The sequence below is a fragment of the Neobacillus niacini genome (genome assembly GCF_023715785.1).
GTDB lineage: Bacteria > Bacillota > Bacilli > Bacillales > Cytobacillaceae > Neobacillus > Neobacillus niacini_E.
This window is the reverse complement of the sequence record NZ_JAMBOX010000004.1, coordinates 1-15,497: the sequence shown is the minus strand read 5'-3', so window position 1 is coordinate 15,497 and position 15,497 is coordinate 1. Positions and strand designations below refer to the sequence as shown.

Genomic DNA, 15,497 nt, shown 5'->3' with positions numbered 1-15,497 from the left:
TCACACATTGAAAAAATTTGCAGACTCGGGTATCGGAGAAATAAAGCGTTTTCATAAAAATATTTTGGCACGGTTCTTGCATAGTATCTAAATGGAGTTGCAGTATGGATGGAAAGGGTTGATGACAACTTGTTACTGGAGTCACTGATTGACAAAGCAACCCAATCAAATAGAAAAACAGTTGCAGTTGCTGCGGCAGAAGATGAAGAAGTGATGGAAGCGGTATTGGATGCTTTGGAACGTGACCTAGCCGATTTCCTGTTAATTGGTGATGAGGAAAAAATCAACACCATTCTCAACCTGAAAAAGTATGACTGGAAAAACGGCAAACAGGTAAGGATTGTTCAGGCGGGCTCTCAGGCGGATGCCGCCGAATTAGCTGTCAAAGCTATTTTTAACAAAGAAGCGGAAGTCGTCATGAAAGGGAATCTTCCGACCAATATCATTTTAAAAGCAGTTTTAAATAAAGAATACGGATTACGGACCGGAAATGTTTTATCCCACACCGCTGTCTTTGAAGTCCCAGGATATGACCGATTCATTCTTGTCACCGACGCCGCAATGAATATTGCTCCGGATTTGGAGCAAAAGGTGCAAATCATAAAAAATGCGGTGTCAATTGCGAATTCCATCGGGATTCAGAATCCAAAAGTTGCACCGATTGCGGCTGTAGAAGTCGTTAATCCGGCAATGCAGGCCACATTGGATGCGGCAGCTTTGACGATGATGAATAAGCGTGGGCAACTATCAGGCTGCATTATTGATGGGCCGCTTGCTCTTGATAATGCCGTCTCCAGTTTGGCTGCGGAACATAAAGGGATTCAAAGTGATGTGGCGGGGCAGGCAGACATTTTATTGGTACCTGCGATTGAAACCGGAAATGTCTTGTATAAATCTTTGATTTATTTTGCAGGAGCGAAAGTCGGCGCTGTTATTGCCGGGGCCAAAGCTCCGATTGTGTTAACTTCACGGGCGGATTCAGCTGAAAGTAAGCTTTACTCATTAGCATTAGCATTGTGTTCTGTGCAAAAATAGATTGCTTCAAAAATCGAGGAGGAATAGAAAATGGAAATCTTCAAGTACTTGGAAAATTATGATTATGAGCAAGTGGTATTCTGCCAGGATAAACAATCAGGATTAAAAGCCATTATTGCGATTCATGATACAACTCTGGGACCAGCATTGGGCGGAACCCGGATGTGGACATATGAGACCGAGGAAGCGGCGATCGAAGACGCGTTAAGATTGGCCAAGGGCATGACATATAAAAATGCAGCAGCCGGGTTAAATCTTGGCGGCGGTAAAACAGTCATTATCGGAGACCCGCGAAAAGACAAGAATGAAGAAATGTTCCGTGCTTTCGGCCGTTATGTCCAGGGCTTAAACGGACGCTACATTACTGCGGAAGATGTAGGTACAACAGTGGCCGATATGGATTTAATCCATGAAGAAACCGACTATGTAACTGGCATTTCTCCTGCCTTCGGTTCATCAGGGAATCCTTCTCCAGTTACGGCCTATGGTGTGTATCGTGGAATGAAAGCAGCAGCAAAGGAAGCCTTTGGTTCTGATTCGCTTGAAGGCAAAATAATTGCTATCCAAGGTGTCGGTAACGTTGCTTACACTCTGTGTCGCCACCTGCATGAAGAAGGTGCACAACTCATCGTAACAGATATTAATAAGGAAGCTGTTATGAGAGCAGTCGAAGAGTTCGGCGCCCGGGCGGTCGATCCAAATGAAATTTACAGCGTCGAATGTGATATTTATGCTCCTTGTGCTCTAGGTGCCACCATCAATGACGACACAATACCTCAATTAAAGGCGAAAGTCATTGCTGGTTCTGCCAATAATCAATTAAAGGAAACGCGTCATGGCGACCTTATTCACGAATTGGGAATCGTGTACGCACCTGACTATGTCATCAATGCCGGCGGGGTCATTAACGTTGCCGATGAGCTATACGGATACAATAGCGAACGTGCGTTGAAAAAGGTTGAAACGATTTACAACAGCATTGAAAAGGTTATTGAAATTTCCAAGCGTGATGGAATCCCAACCTATGTGGCAGCAGACCGAATGGCTGAAGAAAGAATTGAAAGAATGCGCAATTCGAGAAGCCAATTCCTGCAAAATGGCCACCACATTTTAAGCAGAAGAAGAACAAGATAAACAGCTTCACTGGTGAAATATGTTCCGGCAAAACGCTGAATGAGAAATTCAGCGTCTTTGCCTTTAAAGAATCAGCAGTTATTTCCCCAGATATAGGACTCTCTTTTACTCTATATATGAAGCAAAACGGAGGGCTAAACGTTGCCAAATAAAGACTATCGAATTCTCGTCATCAACCCGGGCTCGACATCCACTAAAATCGGAGTTTTCGATAATGAAATTTCCATTCTGGAGAAAACCATTCGCCATGATTCAGATTCCATCAGTTCTTTTCCTACAATCATTGATCAATATGAATTTCGAAAAAATATGATTTTGGAAACACTCGACAGGGAAGGAATCAATATTTCCAAGTTAAGTGCAGTTTGCGGGCGCGGAGGATTGCTGCGGCCAATCGAAGGCGGGACCTACGGTGTTAACGAAACGATGCTCCGTGACTTGCGGATTGGTTTCTCAGGTCAGCATGCTTCTAACCTTGGCGGAATCATCGCGTTTGAAATTGCCTCTGGCCTGAATATCCCCGCTTATATCGTTGACCCTGTTGTTGTCGATGAATTAGATCCAATCGCACGGATTTCAGGGTTTTCCCTAATTGAACGAAAGAGCATATTCCATGCCTTGAATCAAAAAGCAGTGGCCAGAAGAGTGGCAAAGGAATTAGGAAAAAAATACAATGAGCTGAATTTAATTGTCACCCATCTGGGCGGCGGCATCACCGTCGGTGTCCATAAAAAAGGCAGAGTGGTTGACGTCAACAACGGCCTCCATGGGGATGGGCCATTTAGCCCTGAACGTGCCGGTACAGTTCCGGCCGGTGACCTGATTGCCTTATGCTTTTCGGGAGAACATTATCGAGATGAGATTATGAAACGGCTTGTGGGCCAAGGCGGGCTTGTCGGCTACCTAGGAACAAACGATGCCGTGAAGGTGGAACAGCGGATTGCCGCCGGTGATAAAAAAGCGGAACTGGTGTATGAGGCGATGGCCTATCAGGTCGCTAAAGAAATCGGAGCGGCAAGCGCCGTACTTTCCGGAAAAGTGGATGCCATCGTGTTAACAGGCGGGCTTGCCTATGGGAAGGATTTTGTCCGAACAATCAGCGAGCGCATTAATTGGATTGCCGATGTGATTGTCCATCCGGGGGAAAATGAATTGCAAGCCTTAGCGGAAGGAGCACTCCGGGTCTTGCGTGGCGAGGAAGAAGTGAAAGAATATCCCGGCAAATTTGAAACGGTTAAAATATAGGGGTTTTTAGGAGGAAGAAAACGTGGCACAAGAATATGATTTAGTGATACTAGGCGGGGGAACCGGCGGTTATGTTGCTGCCATTCGAGCGTCACAGCTAGGCTTAAAAACAGCCATCGTTGAAAAAGGTAAACTGGGGGGCACCTGCCTTCATAAAGGCTGTATTCCGAGCAAAGCGCTCCTTAGAAGTGCGGAAGTATACGCCACCACGAAACGCGGTGAAGAATTTGGGGTTATCACTGGTGATGTATCGGTTAATTTTAACAAAGTTCAAGAACGGAAAAATAAAATTGTCGACCAGCTTCATAAAGGTGTTCAGCATTTAATGAAGCAAGGAAAAATTGATGTTTACGAAGGAATCGGCCGAATTCTTGGTCCATCCATATTTTCGCCGATGCCGGGAACGATATCAGTCGAAATGAACAACGGTTCGGAAAATGAAATGCTCCTTCCAAAGAATGTGATAATCGCGACTGGTTCCAGACCGCGGACATTGCCGGGATTGGAAATCGATGGAGAGTACGTGATGTCCTCTGATGAAGCGTTGCAGCTGCAATCTTTGCCAAGCTCAATCATCATTGTTGGCGGTGGTGTGATCGGGATTGAATGGGCTTCGATGCTGTCCGATTTCGGAGTTGAAGTTACCGTAATAGAATATGCCGACCGGGTAATCCCGACCGAGGATAAAGATATCTCCAAAGAAATGCAGCGATTAATGAAGAAAAAAGGCCTCAAGCTCATAACTGGTGCGAAAGTCCTTGCTGAAACACTTGTTAAGGATAATGGCGTTTCCATTTCCGCCGAGGTAAAAGGCGAAATAAGGGAATTTAAAGCGGAAAAATTGCTCGTTTCTGTGGGCCGGCAGGCAAATACAGAAGGAATCGGACTTGAAAATACCGAGATTCAAATTGAAAAAGGATATATTGTGACCAATGAATTTTTTCAAACCAAAGAATCCCATATATATGCGATTGGCGATGTGATTGGCGGCCTCCAGCTTGCCCATGTTGCATCACATGAAGGAATCGTGGCAGTCGAGCATATTGCCGGGGAAGATCCGACACCAATAGATTATAATCTGGTATCGCGCTGTATTTATTCAAGCCCTGAGGTTTCCAGTGTCGGCATTACAGAGGAGCAGGCCAAGGAAAAAGGCCATAAAGTAAAGGTGGGCAAGTTTTCCTTCCGGGCTATCGGTAAAGCGCTTGTGTTCGGTGAGGCGGATGGATTTGTCAAAATTATCGCAGATGAGGAGACGGAAGATCTACTCGGTGTCCATATGATTGGCCCGCACGTTACCGATATGATTTCAGAGGCAGGTCTGGCAATGGTATTGGATGCTGTGCCATGGGAAATTGCCCATACGATTCATCCGCATCCAACTTTGTCAGAGGCTATTGGGGAAGCCGCGCTGGCAGTGGATGGGAAAGCGATACATGGTTAATTTTTAGATTAAGAGTGGACTTTAGGAGAAAAAAGGTTGCTGGTATTCAGCATCTTTTTTTCCGGCTTTAGTTTCCAATATTGGAATTGTGGAAAAATGAATAACAAGCGAACAATTGGGAGGAATGAATGCAATGGTGGAAAAGCGTCATGCAGCGTTAGGGTTATCTGACGAAAAAGTGCTGGAAATGTATGAAACGATGCTCCTTGCCCGCCGGATTGATGAACGGATGTGGCTATTGAACCGTGCCGGAAAAATACCTTTTGTGATTTCATGTCAAGGACAGGAGGCCGCCCAGGTTGGCGCCGCTTTTGCCCTTGACCGTGAAAAAGACTACGTATGCCCGTATTATCGTGATTTGGGAGTGGTCCTCGCTTTTGGGATGACAACTCAAGAACTGATGCTGTCCGGATTTGCCAAAGCGGAGGATCCGAACTCCGGTGGACGGCAAATGCCTGGGCACTTTGGACAAAAGAAAAACCGAATTGTAACGGGCTCGTCTCCGGTTACTACTCAGGTGCCGCACGCAGTCGGTGTCGCGCTTGCTGGAAAAATGGAAAGAAAGGGTTTTGTCACCTATGTCAGCTTTGGTGAAGGCTCCTCAAACCAAGGAGATTTCCATGAAGGGGCAAATTTTGCCGGTGTCCATAAGCTTCCGGTGATTTTTATGTGCGAAAATAACAAATATGCGATCTCAGTACCGATTGAGAAGCAATTGGCCTGTGAAAACGTTTCTGACCGTGCGATTGGGTACGGTATGCCTGGATTTACCGTAGATGGAAATGACCCGCTTGAAGTATACAAAGTGGTAAAAGAAGCGGCAGACCGAGGGCGCCGCGGAGAAGGCCCAACTTTGGTTGAAACGGTTTCCTACCGCCTGACTCCACACTCTTCTGATGATGATGACCGGACTTACCGAGCTCCGGATGAAGTGGCAAAGGCGAAAACAAAAGACCCTATTATTACCTTTGGCGCCTATTTAAAAGAAACAGGCGTTATGAACGACGATCTGGAAAAGGAAATCAATGACCGTGTCATGAAATTGGTGAACGAAGCAACTGATTATGCAGAAAATGCACCGTATGCAGCGCCGGAGCACGCGTTGAAATATGTTTATGCTGACAGGTAAGGGGGAAGGAAAATGGCGATAATTTCATATATCGATGCCGTAACAATGGCGATTCGTGAGGAAATGGAACGGGATCCAAAGGTTTTTGTCCTTGGAGAGGATGTTGGGGTAAAAGGCGGTGTGTTTAAGGCAACGCAGGGCTTGTACGAACAATTTGGCGAAGAGCGGGTCATCGATACGCCGCTGGCAGAATCGGCAATTGCCGGTGTTGGCATCGGGGCGGCGATGTACGGGATGCGCCCGATTGCGGAAATGCAATTTGCCGACTTTATCATGCCGGCAGTAAACCAAATTATTTCCGAGGCTGCAAGAATTCGCTATCGTTCCAACAATGACTGGAACTGCCCGATTGTGATTCGTGCTCCTTATGGAGGCGGCGTTCACGGCGCCCTTTATCACTCGCAGTCGGTGGAAGCGGTGTTTGCCAATCAGCCAGGTTTAAAGATTGTTATGCCTTCTACGCCGTATGACGTAAAGGGGCTGTTGAAAGCGGCCATTCGCGATAATGATCCGGTGTTATTTTTCGAGCATAAACGGGCTTACCGCTTAATTAAAGGGGAAGTCCCAACGGATGATTATACGCTGCCAATCGGAAAAGCCGATGTAAAGCGCGAAGGCGATGATATAACTGTAATCACCTATGGACTTTGTGTTCATTTTGCGTTGCAGGCTGCTGAAAAACTGGCCAAGGATGGTATTTCAGCGCATATTCTGGATTTGCGGACAGTTTATCCGCTTGATAAAGAAGCGATTATCGAAGCGGCATCCAAGACAGGCAAGGTATTGCTTGTTACCGAAGACAATAAAGAGGGCAGCATCATGGGCGAGGTGGCTGCCATTATTGCTGAACATTGCCTGTTTGAATTGGATGCGCCAATCAAGCGCCTGGCCGGTCCGGACGTTCCGGCAATGCCCTATGCGCCAACAATGGAAAAATTCTTTATGATCAATCCAGATAAAGTGGAAAAAGCAATGCGCGAGCTTGCGGAGTTCTAGGAGGTTTAGACATGGCACTTGAATTGATTAAAATGCCGCAGTTAGGCGAGAGTGTTACGGAAGGTACAATTAGCAAATGGCTTGTCTCAGTTGGTGATAAGGTAAACAAATACGACCCGCTTGCTGAGGTCATGACCGATAAGGTAAATGCCGAAGTGCCGTCATCCTTTACTGGAATCATTAAAGAACTGATTGCTGGGGAAGGCGACACACTAGCGGTTGGCGAAATTATTTGTAAGATTGAAACGGAAGGCGGCGGTGTTGCCGCGGAAGCTTCTGCGCCGCAGGCTGGCGTTGCAGCTGCTGATGCTGGCGCAGTCGCTGCAGCAGACAGTGAAGACCAAGGCAACAAAGCCCGCTACTCGCCTGCTGTTCTAAAACTGTCTCAAGAGCATGGCATCGATTTAAGTCAGGTATCAGGCTCCGGAGCAGGCGGACGGATCACCCGTAAGGATCTTTTGCAGATTATTGATTCCGGTAATATTCCTGTTGCGAGGCAAAAGGCAGTGGCAGTTGAACAGCCTGTTAAACAAGCTGAGCCGGTTCAGCAGGCAGTTTCTTCCCAGCCTGCAGCGGCAATGGCACCTGCACCTTCGATTCCGGTAGGTGCCGGAGACATTGAAATTCCCGTTACTGGTGTACGCAAAGCGATTGCTGCCAATATGCTCCGCAGCAAGCACGAAGTGCCGCATGCCTGGACAATGGTCGAAGTCGATGCTACCAATCTTGTGGAGTACAGAAACTCGCTTAAAGATGAGTTCAGGAAAAAAGAAGGCTTTAATTTAACGTTCTTTGCTTTCTTTGTGAAGGCGGTCGCCCAGGCACTGAAAGAATACCCGCAAATTAACTCGATGTGGGCCGGGGACAAAATCATTCAAAAGAAAGATATCAACATTTCAATTGCAGTAGCGACAGATGATGCCTTATTTGTTCCAGTCATTAAAAATGCTGATGAAAAGACAATCAAGGGAATAGCACGGGAAATTTCTGATTTGGCTGTAAAGGTCCGTTCCGGAAAGCTGCGTCCTGAAGATATGCAGGGCGGAACCATTACAGTGAATAATACCGGTTCATTTGGCTCGGTACAATCGATGGGTATTATTAATTACCCGCAGGCGGCAATACTCCAGGTTGAATCAATTGTCAAACGCCCAGTTGTCATGAATAACGGCATGATTGCGGTCCGTGACATGGTCAATCTGTGCATGTCACTTGATCACCGCGTATTGGATGGCCTCGTATGCGGCCGATTCCTTGCCCGTGTTAAAGAAATCATCGAAAACATGTCAAAATCGACAACTTCCATTTACTAATGTTAAAAATGGCCGCCTTTGTAGGCGGCCTGATTTGTTATAAAAGACAAAATTGCTGGTTGATGGGGTGAAAGTGTCTAATAGAGGACTTCTAAAAGACAAAATTGCCGGTTGATAGGTTGAAAGTGTCTAATAGAGGGCTTCTAAAAGACAAAATTGCCGGTTGATAGGTTGAAGGGTCTAATAGATTGCTTCTATAAGACAAAATTGCTGGTTGATAAGGTGAAAGTGTCTATTAGAACGTCTCTAAAAGGCACAATTCCCCCGGTAAGATTAAAATGTCTTATATATTTCTCTATGAAGGAAAAACTAGCCCACGCCCTCCACCGAAATGACTTTCATCAAGCGTACCAAGGATAAAATCTATTGATGCCCCCAGCTAAATGTCTTTCATTACAGCGAATGAAGGTCAATATCCACTAAGTAACCCCAAAAATTGTCTTTGATTAAGCGGATGAAGTACAAAATCCAGCTTATTATATTAAAAAATGTCCTTCGTGAATTTAAATGCTTTTTGTTACCAATTTTTCAAAAACCTTGATGCACCCCAAACCAAAAATCCTATAACCAAAGAAAAATACCACGAAAAATCAAAATTCGGTCCAACGTTCGGCAAAAAGTGGCTCGAAGAAAAAATAACGCCAAATGCCGTCATTCCAACAACAGCGGCTTTCACTGTATCTGCGGCACTATTTTTCTTCTCCAAGAAGAGTGAACCGCCAATGATTTTGAAAATGGCCCAGGCACTAAACAAACTCACTCCCAAAATGATAAAAAACAATAGTACTGATTTTGCCGGGTAGACAGTAATGTCCACATCTTTAAAGAAGGAAATGATATAAATAATCGCACCGCGTATCATCAAAAGGTAGCCCAGCATATTTAAGGAAAGGCTCGAAATAAATCTGGCAAGATTGCGTTTATTTTCTTTTGGTATTTGGGCTATGAGCTCATCCGCAAATGCTTTTGGATCATTTCCGAAAATTTCCAAAGCTGTTTTCCCTTCTTTTTGTCCCTCAATGATATGATCCAATATTTCCATTAATATTTCCTCTGATTGTTGCTCAGAAAGAAAAAACTGGAGTCGGATATAAATCAGAAAATCAGAATAATATTTTTCGTTTTCAGGTGTTAGCTCTGTCCGCCGCCGGTTATTCATTTCAATCAACTGCTTCGCTTCCATCATTTTGAATCCCCCATTTTTAATAAAAAATTTGCTGGAATTACGATTTCTTCCCATTCCATAGCTATTTCCCTAAGCGCCTCACGCCCCGTGTCCGTTAAATAATAATACTTTCGATTCGGCCCTGATTCAGAGGGCTGCATCTCGCCGCGTATGTAGCTGTTCTTTTGCAGGCGCAATAGCACGGGGTAAATCGTTCCTTCACTTACGTCCTTTAAACCGGCATTCTGCAATTTTTTTGAAAGTTCGTAACCGTACACCGGCTCCTTTTCAATAACAGCAAGTATGCATCCATCCAGTATCCCCTTTAAAAGTTGGCTTCGTAATGACATGGTTTGTATCCTTTCAATCGGTATATTGTATTGCAAGATAGCTGATGAATAATTAACTACCTTGCAATACAAAGTAGTTAATTTAAAAATAGACTATTTGAATGGAACCGTCAATAGCCATTTTTAAAATCGGTCCTATTTTGTCCGTTATCATTGCCTCAATGGGCTTTGTATTCTAAAATAAAATTAATTGAATTTTATTTCAATTAAGCCTTGAAAGGGGGACGGGGACTTGGAAACGATAAAGAATCAAACCTTTCCAGCCAATTCTTTGGAGGATTGGAAAGCAAAAGCAGAGGAATCTCTTAGGGGAAGAAACGTTGAGACTTTGCAAAGTGCTACATATGAAAATATTATTTTGAAACCGCTTTATACCTCCCATGATGAACAGCCTGTGCCGGATTACCCTGGCGGCAGCGACTTTCGAAGGGGAACCAGCCCGCTTGGCTATATAACTCGTGACTGGAAGGTAGCGCAACGTCTCACTGCGCAACCCCCGGAACAACTAAAGCAGAAGCTTCACCATGTTGTTGAAAAGGGGCAAACAGCCATTTCGTTTGAAGTCTCCAAAGACATAGCCGAAAATTTTTCGGATATCATTGGGGAGTTAGTCACCCAATATCCATTTGTCATCAACGCGAAATGGGAAAGAGTAAAATTATTGAATCAACTGAAAAACGATGCTACAGGATATATCGCAAATGACCCGATTTCTCTTTTTGCAAAAGAAGGGGTAATCGAATCAGAGTATCTCCATAATTGGTATGATGAGGTCCTCCAGGCGGCCGAAAAATTCCCAAATTTGCGTACTGTCCTGGTTGATACAACCCCATATCATAACGGAGGGGCGAACGCTGTTCAAGAACTTGCCATTGCCGCGGCTGCAGGGGTATTTTATATTCAGCAATTGACTGAAGCAGGCATGCCGCTCGAACAAGCTTTGTCTAAAATGGTGTTCCAATTCTCGATAGGCAGCAATTTCTTTATGGAACTGGCCAAACTGAGAGCGGCCCGCATCGTTTGGAATAACATAACTGAACTCTTTGGTGCCGAAACAAATGCAAGAAAAATGCATATCGCCGCCGAGACGTCTTATTTTACAAAAACAATCCATGATCACCATGTCAATTTACTGCGCTCTGCAAACGAGGCATTTGCCGCGGTGCTGGGCGGGGTCCATTATTTGCATGTGGATCCGTTCGATAAACTTACTGGGGCTAACGACTTTTCAGAGCGGATTGCCCGCAATATCCAGCTAATTTTAAAGGAAGAGGCTCATTTGAAAAAAGTGGTTGACCCTGCCGGCGGTTCCTGGTATATCGAAGCATTAACAACAGAACTGGCCGAAAAAGCATGGGAATTCTTCCAGCAAATTGACGCAAACGGAGGATTGTTAGAAGCTTTAAAAACCAACTGGCTGCAGCAGCAAATTGCCGCAACCTATGAAAAAAAGAACCTCGACATACAAACAAGAAAGCAAAGCATCATTGGAACCAATGTCTATGCAAAATTGGATGAACAGGTTCGACAGCATAAACAGGAGACCATCACTGAAAGACAATTCGCCGCAATCCGGCAGCGGAGACTGGCAGAACCATACGAGGAACTACGCCAACAGGCCCGACAATTTGCCGAAAAAGCTGGTTCGGTACCATCGGTAGCCATGCTTTGTCTCGGGGAACTAAAACAACATAAGCCGAGACTAGATTTTATGAAAGGCTTCTTTGCGGCTGGTGGAATCCACACGATTGAAAGTAAGCCCATTTTAACGGTTGAGGATGCCCAACAATATTTTGCAAGCCTAAAGACAAATTATGTCTGCTTCTGCGGCACAAATGAACAATATGCACAAATGGGCCATGAAATTCTAAAGGCCTTAAAATCCGAGTTTCCTAACTTAAACGTTTTGCTAGCCGGACTGCCGGAAACGGAGCAGCAAGCACAATGGGAAGAGGAAGGCATTAGCCAGTTTATTCACGTGAAGAGCAATTGCTATGAAGCACTGAGAAACATCCTTTCAGTAATCGAGGTGACCGTAAATGAAGCCTGATTTTCAAAACGCGAAATTATTCAACGAGCGGGAATTTTTGACGGAAGCAGAATGGAAGAAACAAGTCGACAATGAAATTGACGGGGCGATTGACGATTTGCTGTTCGAAACCAATGAACAAATCAGCTTAAAACCGCTCTATTCAAAGAAAGACCGTGATGACCTGGATCATCTCGACCACCTGCCGGGACTGCCGCCGTATACACGCGGACCCTATCCGACAATGTACGTTAACCGTCCTTGGACGGTCAGGCAGTATGCCGGCTTTTCTACTGCAGAAGAAAGTAATGCCTTTTATCGACGCAATTTGGCAATGGGGCAAAAGGGACTGTCGGTCGCCTTTGACCTGGCCACCCACCGCGGCTATGACTCCGACCATCCACGGGTAATGGGGGACGTTGGCAAAGCGGGTGTGGCGATTGATTCGGTACTTGATATGAAAACCCTTTTTGACGGGATTCCATTGGACCAAATGTCCGTCTCGATGACGATGAATGGGGCTGTGCTTCCAGTTCTTGCCTTTTTTATCGTTACAGCGGAGGAACAGGGAGTCAGCCAGGATAAGCTGGCCGGGACGATTCAAAATGATATTTTGAAAGAATACATGGTTCGCAATACCTATATCTACCCTCCGGAAATGTCGATGAAAATCATTGCTGATATTTTTGAATATACGTCTAAATATATGCCAAAGTTCAATAGCATCAGTATCTCCGGCTACCATATGCAGGAGGCTGGTGCACCGGCTGATATCGAATTGGCCTACACTTTGGCGGACGGTCTTGAATACGTCAGAACTGGTTTAAAAGCTGGGATTGATATTGATTCATTTGCGCCACGCCTATCGTTCTTCTGGGCAATCGGCATGAACTATTTCATGGAAGTGGCAAAAATGCGGGCTGCCCGCTTCATATGGGCCAAGATGATGAAATCGTTTCAGCCGAAAAATGAAAAGTCAATGGCGCTTCGAACCCATTCCCAGACCTCCGGCTGGAGCCTGACTGAGCAGGACCCGTTTAACAACGTTACCCGGACGCTGATTGAAGCGCATGCCGCCGCAATGGGCCATACCCAATCGCTTCACACCAATGCCTTGGACGAAGCGATTGCCCTGCCGACTGATTTTTCGGCGCGGATCGCCCGTAACACCCAGTTATTTTTACAAGAAGAAACCGGAATCACTAAGGTCATCGATCCATGGGCGGGTTCCTATTATGTGGAGAAATTGACACATGAATTAATTAACCGGGCGTGGACCCATATCGAGGAAATTGAGAACCTTGGCGGAATGGCAAAAGCAATTGAAACCGGATTGCCAAAGATGAGAATTGAAGAGGCAGCTGCAAAACGGCAGGCACAAATCGACTCCGGAAAGGAAACGATTATTGGCGTCAACCGCTATCGTCTCGAAACAGAAGAACCAATCGACATTCTCGATATTGACAATACCGCAGTCCGTTTAAAGCAAATTGAAAAATTGAATCAGCTTAAGGCAGCCCGTGACCCGCAAAAAGTAGAAGAGGCATTGAACGTCCTGACGAATGCAGCCATATCCGGTGATGGAAATCTGTTAGAGCTTGCCGTAAAAGCCGCTCGTGTCAGAGCGACATTAGGCGAAATTTCCGACGCGATTGAAAAAGCAGCCGGAAGACATAAAGCGATTATCCGCTCAATCAGCGGCGTCTACAGCACCGCATTTACAAATGAAGAAGAAATCGCCGAAGTGCAACGGATGACGGACGAGTTCCTTGAAAATGAAGGCCGCAGACCTCGTATCCTGATTGCAAAGATGGGCCAGGACGGTCATGACCGCGGCGCCAAAGTTATTGCTACCGCCTTCGCTGACCTTGGCTTTGATGTCGATATCGGTCCGTTGTTCCAAACCCCAGGGGAAACAGCGACCCAAGCGGTTGAAAATGATGTCCATGTCATCGGGATGAGCTCGCTTGCCGCCGGCCATAAGACTCTGTTGCCGCAGCTTATTGATGAATTGAAACAGCTCGGACGGGAGGATATTCTTGTCGTAGTCGGTGGCGTTATACCAGCCCAGGACTATGAGTTCTTATATGACAACGGGGCAGCTGCCATTTTCGGTCCTGGCACGATTATCCCCGTTGCCGCGCAAAAGGTCATCAAGGAGATTTATAAACAGCTTGGGTACGAGGAAGTGGCAAATTAAATGACGGGGGAGCAAAGACCGGAATGGTCAAACCCGAATGAACCGGACAAATTTTCAACCGTCATCCGCAAAGGTCAGGAGCAGGCAGGGCAAGCGGCATCGATTCAAAAAAACATCCGCTTCCAGAAACGCCGCTCCTCGGATCCTTCTGTTGAGGAACTCTATCAGGGGGTATTAAAGGGAGACAGGAGTTTGCTGGCAAGGGCGATTACCCTGGCAGAAAGCAATGCCGAGAAGCATTTTCAAAAAGCGCAGGTGCTTCTGCAAAAGCTGTTAGCCCATACAGGAAATTCAATCCGCATCGGAATTACCGGGGTGCCGGGTGCCGGGAAAAGCACCTTTATCGAGGCATTTGGAACCTATCTTTGTGAACTCGGATTAAAGGTCGCTGTCCTCGCGATTGACCCAAGCTCGAAAATCAGCGGCGGCAGCATACTTGGCGATAAAACCAGGATGGAACAACTGTCACGCAACCCAAGAGCGTTTATCCGTCCATCACCAACGGCCGGCAAGCTTGGCGGGGTGCACCGGAAAACGCGGGAAGCCATGCTGATTTGCGAAGCGGCTGGCTTTGATGTGATATTGATTGAGACAGTTGGTGTTGGCCAAAGTGAAGTCATCATTCGTGATATGGTGGACTTTTTCATGCTGCTCGTCCTGACAGGTGCCGGAGATGAACTGCAGGGGATGAAAAAAGGCATTATGGAACTGGCCGACGGTATTATTGTCCATAAAGCGGATGGATCGAACAAGCCCATTGCCGAAAAAACACGAAAAGAATATAACCGGATCCTCCATTTCCTCCAGCCAGCGACAAAGGGATGGCAAACGAAAGCCTATACATGCTCATCGATGACGCATGAAGGGATCGGTGATATTTGGAGGGTGATTCAATCCTTTGAACAAAAGACAAAGGAATCGGGGGTTTTTGGTGATAGAAGGAAGGGGCAATTAAAAGAATGGCTTTATTCCATGATCACTGATCAGCTCCATTATGAATTTTTTGGCAGTAAAGAGGTTAAAAATCTGCTGCCAAAATACGAGAATGAAGTGATTGCCGGAGAAACAACTGTAGCGACAGCTGTGGAGCAGCTGTTTCAAACGTTTTTAGCCCATAAAGACTAAGACTGCCGTTCCCCGGCAGTCAGATTGTCGAGAAAGGGTATATTTCTCGGCAATTTTTTATTTTAATGGAAATTGAATGGCCGATTTTATTAAAATTGCCCCTGCTAGGGGGCCTGTTGATTTCCGTTCCAGGTGCTTGCGCCGAGTTATCATGAACGAAACTAGCTCCTACTCGTAAATACGTAGGTTAATTTGGTTAGAATGTTTACTGGAAAAACAAACCAAATCAGAGCTGCAATACGAAAGGAGCTAGTTATTATGAAGGATACCATAAAATATGTAGGTTTAGACGTATCAAAGGAAAAAATAGCTGTTGCGATTGCCGATGAAGG

12 protein-coding genes are annotated in these 15,497 nt (G+C 45.7%); 10 read left to right on the top strand and 2 right to left on the bottom strand.

All coding sequences use genetic code 11. The features are described from left to right. Nucleotides 1-129 precede the first annotated feature (129 nt). From yqiS to M3234_RS09555, 7 genes are all read left to right on the top strand, one after another. Entirely contained in the window at nucleotides 130-1,035 is a 906-nt protein-coding gene (yqiS, locus tag M3234_RS09585; RefSeq protein WP_262304765.1) for a phosphate butyryltransferase, read from the top strand. A gap of 30 nt (nucleotides 1,036-1,065) precedes the next feature. Beyond that, nucleotides 1,066-2,169: a branched-chain amino acid dehydrogenase gene (gene bcd, locus M3234_RS09580; RefSeq protein WP_262304522.1), complete on the top strand. Its 1,104-nt coding sequence runs from the start codon at nucleotides 1,066-1,068 to the stop codon at nucleotides 2,167-2,169. A 141-nt stretch (nucleotides 2,170-2,310) separates the two neighbouring features. After that, nucleotides 2,311-3,414, top strand: a complete 1,104-nt coding sequence (gene buk, locus M3234_RS09575) for a butyrate kinase (RefSeq protein WP_262304521.1) — start codon at nucleotides 2,311-2,313, stop codon at nucleotides 3,412-3,414. A gap of 22 nt (nucleotides 3,415-3,436) precedes the next feature. Further along, the gene (gene lpdA / locus M3234_RS09570) at nucleotides 3,437-4,858 is read left to right on the top strand and encodes a dihydrolipoyl dehydrogenase (RefSeq protein ID WP_262304520.1); all 1,422 of its coding nucleotides are present in this window, start codon (nucleotides 3,437-3,439) and stop codon (nucleotides 4,856-4,858) included. 133 nt (nucleotides 4,859-4,991) lie between these two features. Beyond that, on the top strand, nucleotides 4,992-5,987 hold the full coding sequence (locus M3234_RS09565; RefSeq protein WP_262304519.1) for a thiamine pyrophosphate-dependent dehydrogenase E1 component subunit alpha: 996 nt from the start codon (nucleotides 4,992-4,994) through the stop codon (nucleotides 5,985-5,987). Between the two features lie 12 nt (nucleotides 5,988-5,999). After that, a complete protein-coding gene (locus M3234_RS09560) occupies nucleotides 6,000-6,983 on the top strand; it encodes an alpha-ketoacid dehydrogenase subunit beta (protein ID WP_262304518.1) in 984 nt (327 codons plus the stop codon). An 11-nt stretch (nucleotides 6,984-6,994) separates the two neighbouring features. Further along, nucleotides 6,995-8,296 (top strand): dihydrolipoamide acetyltransferase family protein, encoded by a 1,302-nt coding sequence (locus M3234_RS09555; RefSeq protein WP_262304517.1) that lies wholly within the window; start codon nucleotides 6,995-6,997, stop codon nucleotides 8,294-8,296. Between the two features lie 517 nt (nucleotides 8,297-8,813). On the opposite strand, the gene M3234_RS09550 is transcribed toward M3234_RS09555, so the two are convergent. Then, nucleotides 8,814-9,482, bottom strand: a complete 669-nt coding sequence (locus M3234_RS09550; RefSeq protein WP_262304516.1) for a DUF1129 domain-containing protein — start codon at nucleotides 9,480-9,482, stop codon at nucleotides 8,814-8,816. After that, nucleotides 9,479-9,811 carry a PadR family transcriptional regulator gene (locus tag M3234_RS09545; RefSeq protein WP_262304515.1) on the bottom strand — a complete coding sequence of 111 codons (333 nt, stop codon included), beginning with the start codon at nucleotides 9,809-9,811 and terminating at the stop codon, nucleotides 9,479-9,481. Before M3234_RS09545 ends, M3234_RS09550 begins: the two co-directional genes overlap by 4 nt. Before the next feature lie 232 nt (nucleotides 9,812-10,043). On the opposite strand from M3234_RS09545, the gene M3234_RS09540 reads away from it, so the two are divergent. Genes M3234_RS09540 through meaB form a run of 3 tightly spaced genes read left to right on the top strand, consistent with a single transcriptional unit; the run spans nucleotide 10,044 to nucleotide 15,165 of the window. Further along, the gene (locus M3234_RS09540; protein ID WP_262304514.1) at nucleotides 10,044-11,861 is read left to right on the top strand and encodes a methylmalonyl-CoA mutase subunit beta; all 1,818 of its coding nucleotides are present in this window, start codon (nucleotides 10,044-10,046) and stop codon (nucleotides 11,859-11,861) included. Then, nucleotides 11,851-14,040, top strand: a complete 2,190-nt coding sequence (scpA, locus tag M3234_RS09535; RefSeq protein ID WP_262304513.1) for a methylmalonyl-CoA mutase — start codon at nucleotides 11,851-11,853, stop codon at nucleotides 14,038-14,040. Before M3234_RS09540 ends, scpA begins: the two co-directional genes overlap by 11 nt. After that, entirely contained in the window at nucleotides 14,041-15,165 is a 1,125-nt protein-coding gene (gene meaB / locus M3234_RS09530) for a methylmalonyl Co-A mutase-associated GTPase MeaB (protein ID WP_262304512.1), read from the top strand. Nucleotides 15,166-15,497 lie beyond the last annotated feature (332 nt).

Excerpts from the sequence above, each read along its gene's own strand:
- M3234_RS09560 (WP_262304518.1), top strand. The coding sequence starts at position 6,000 with ATGGCGATAATTTCATATATCGATGCCGTAACAATGGCGATTCGTGAG.
- scpA (WP_262304513.1), top strand. The coding sequence starts at position 11,851 with ATGAAGCCTGATTTTCAAAACGCGAAATTATTCAACGAGCGGGAATTT.
- M3234_RS09565 (WP_262304519.1), top strand. The coding sequence starts at position 4,992 with ATGGTGGAAAAGCGTCATGCAGCGTTAGGGTTATCTGACGAAAAAGTG.
- M3234_RS09545 (WP_262304515.1), bottom strand. The coding sequence starts at position 9,811 with ATGTCATTACGAAGCCAACTTTTAAAGGGGATACTGGATGGATGCATA.
- meaB (WP_262304512.1), top strand. The coding sequence starts at position 14,041 with ATGACGGGGGAGCAAAGACCGGAATGGTCAAACCCGAATGAACCGGAC.
- M3234_RS09550 (WP_262304516.1), bottom strand. The coding sequence starts at position 9,482 with ATGATGGAAGCGAAGCAGTTGATTGAAATGAATAACCGGCGGCGGACA.
- bcd (WP_262304522.1), top strand. The coding sequence starts at position 1,066 with ATGGAAATCTTCAAGTACTTGGAAAATTATGATTATGAGCAAGTGGTA.
- M3234_RS09555 (WP_262304517.1), top strand. The coding sequence starts at position 6,995 with ATGGCACTTGAATTGATTAAAATGCCGCAGTTAGGCGAGAGTGTTACG.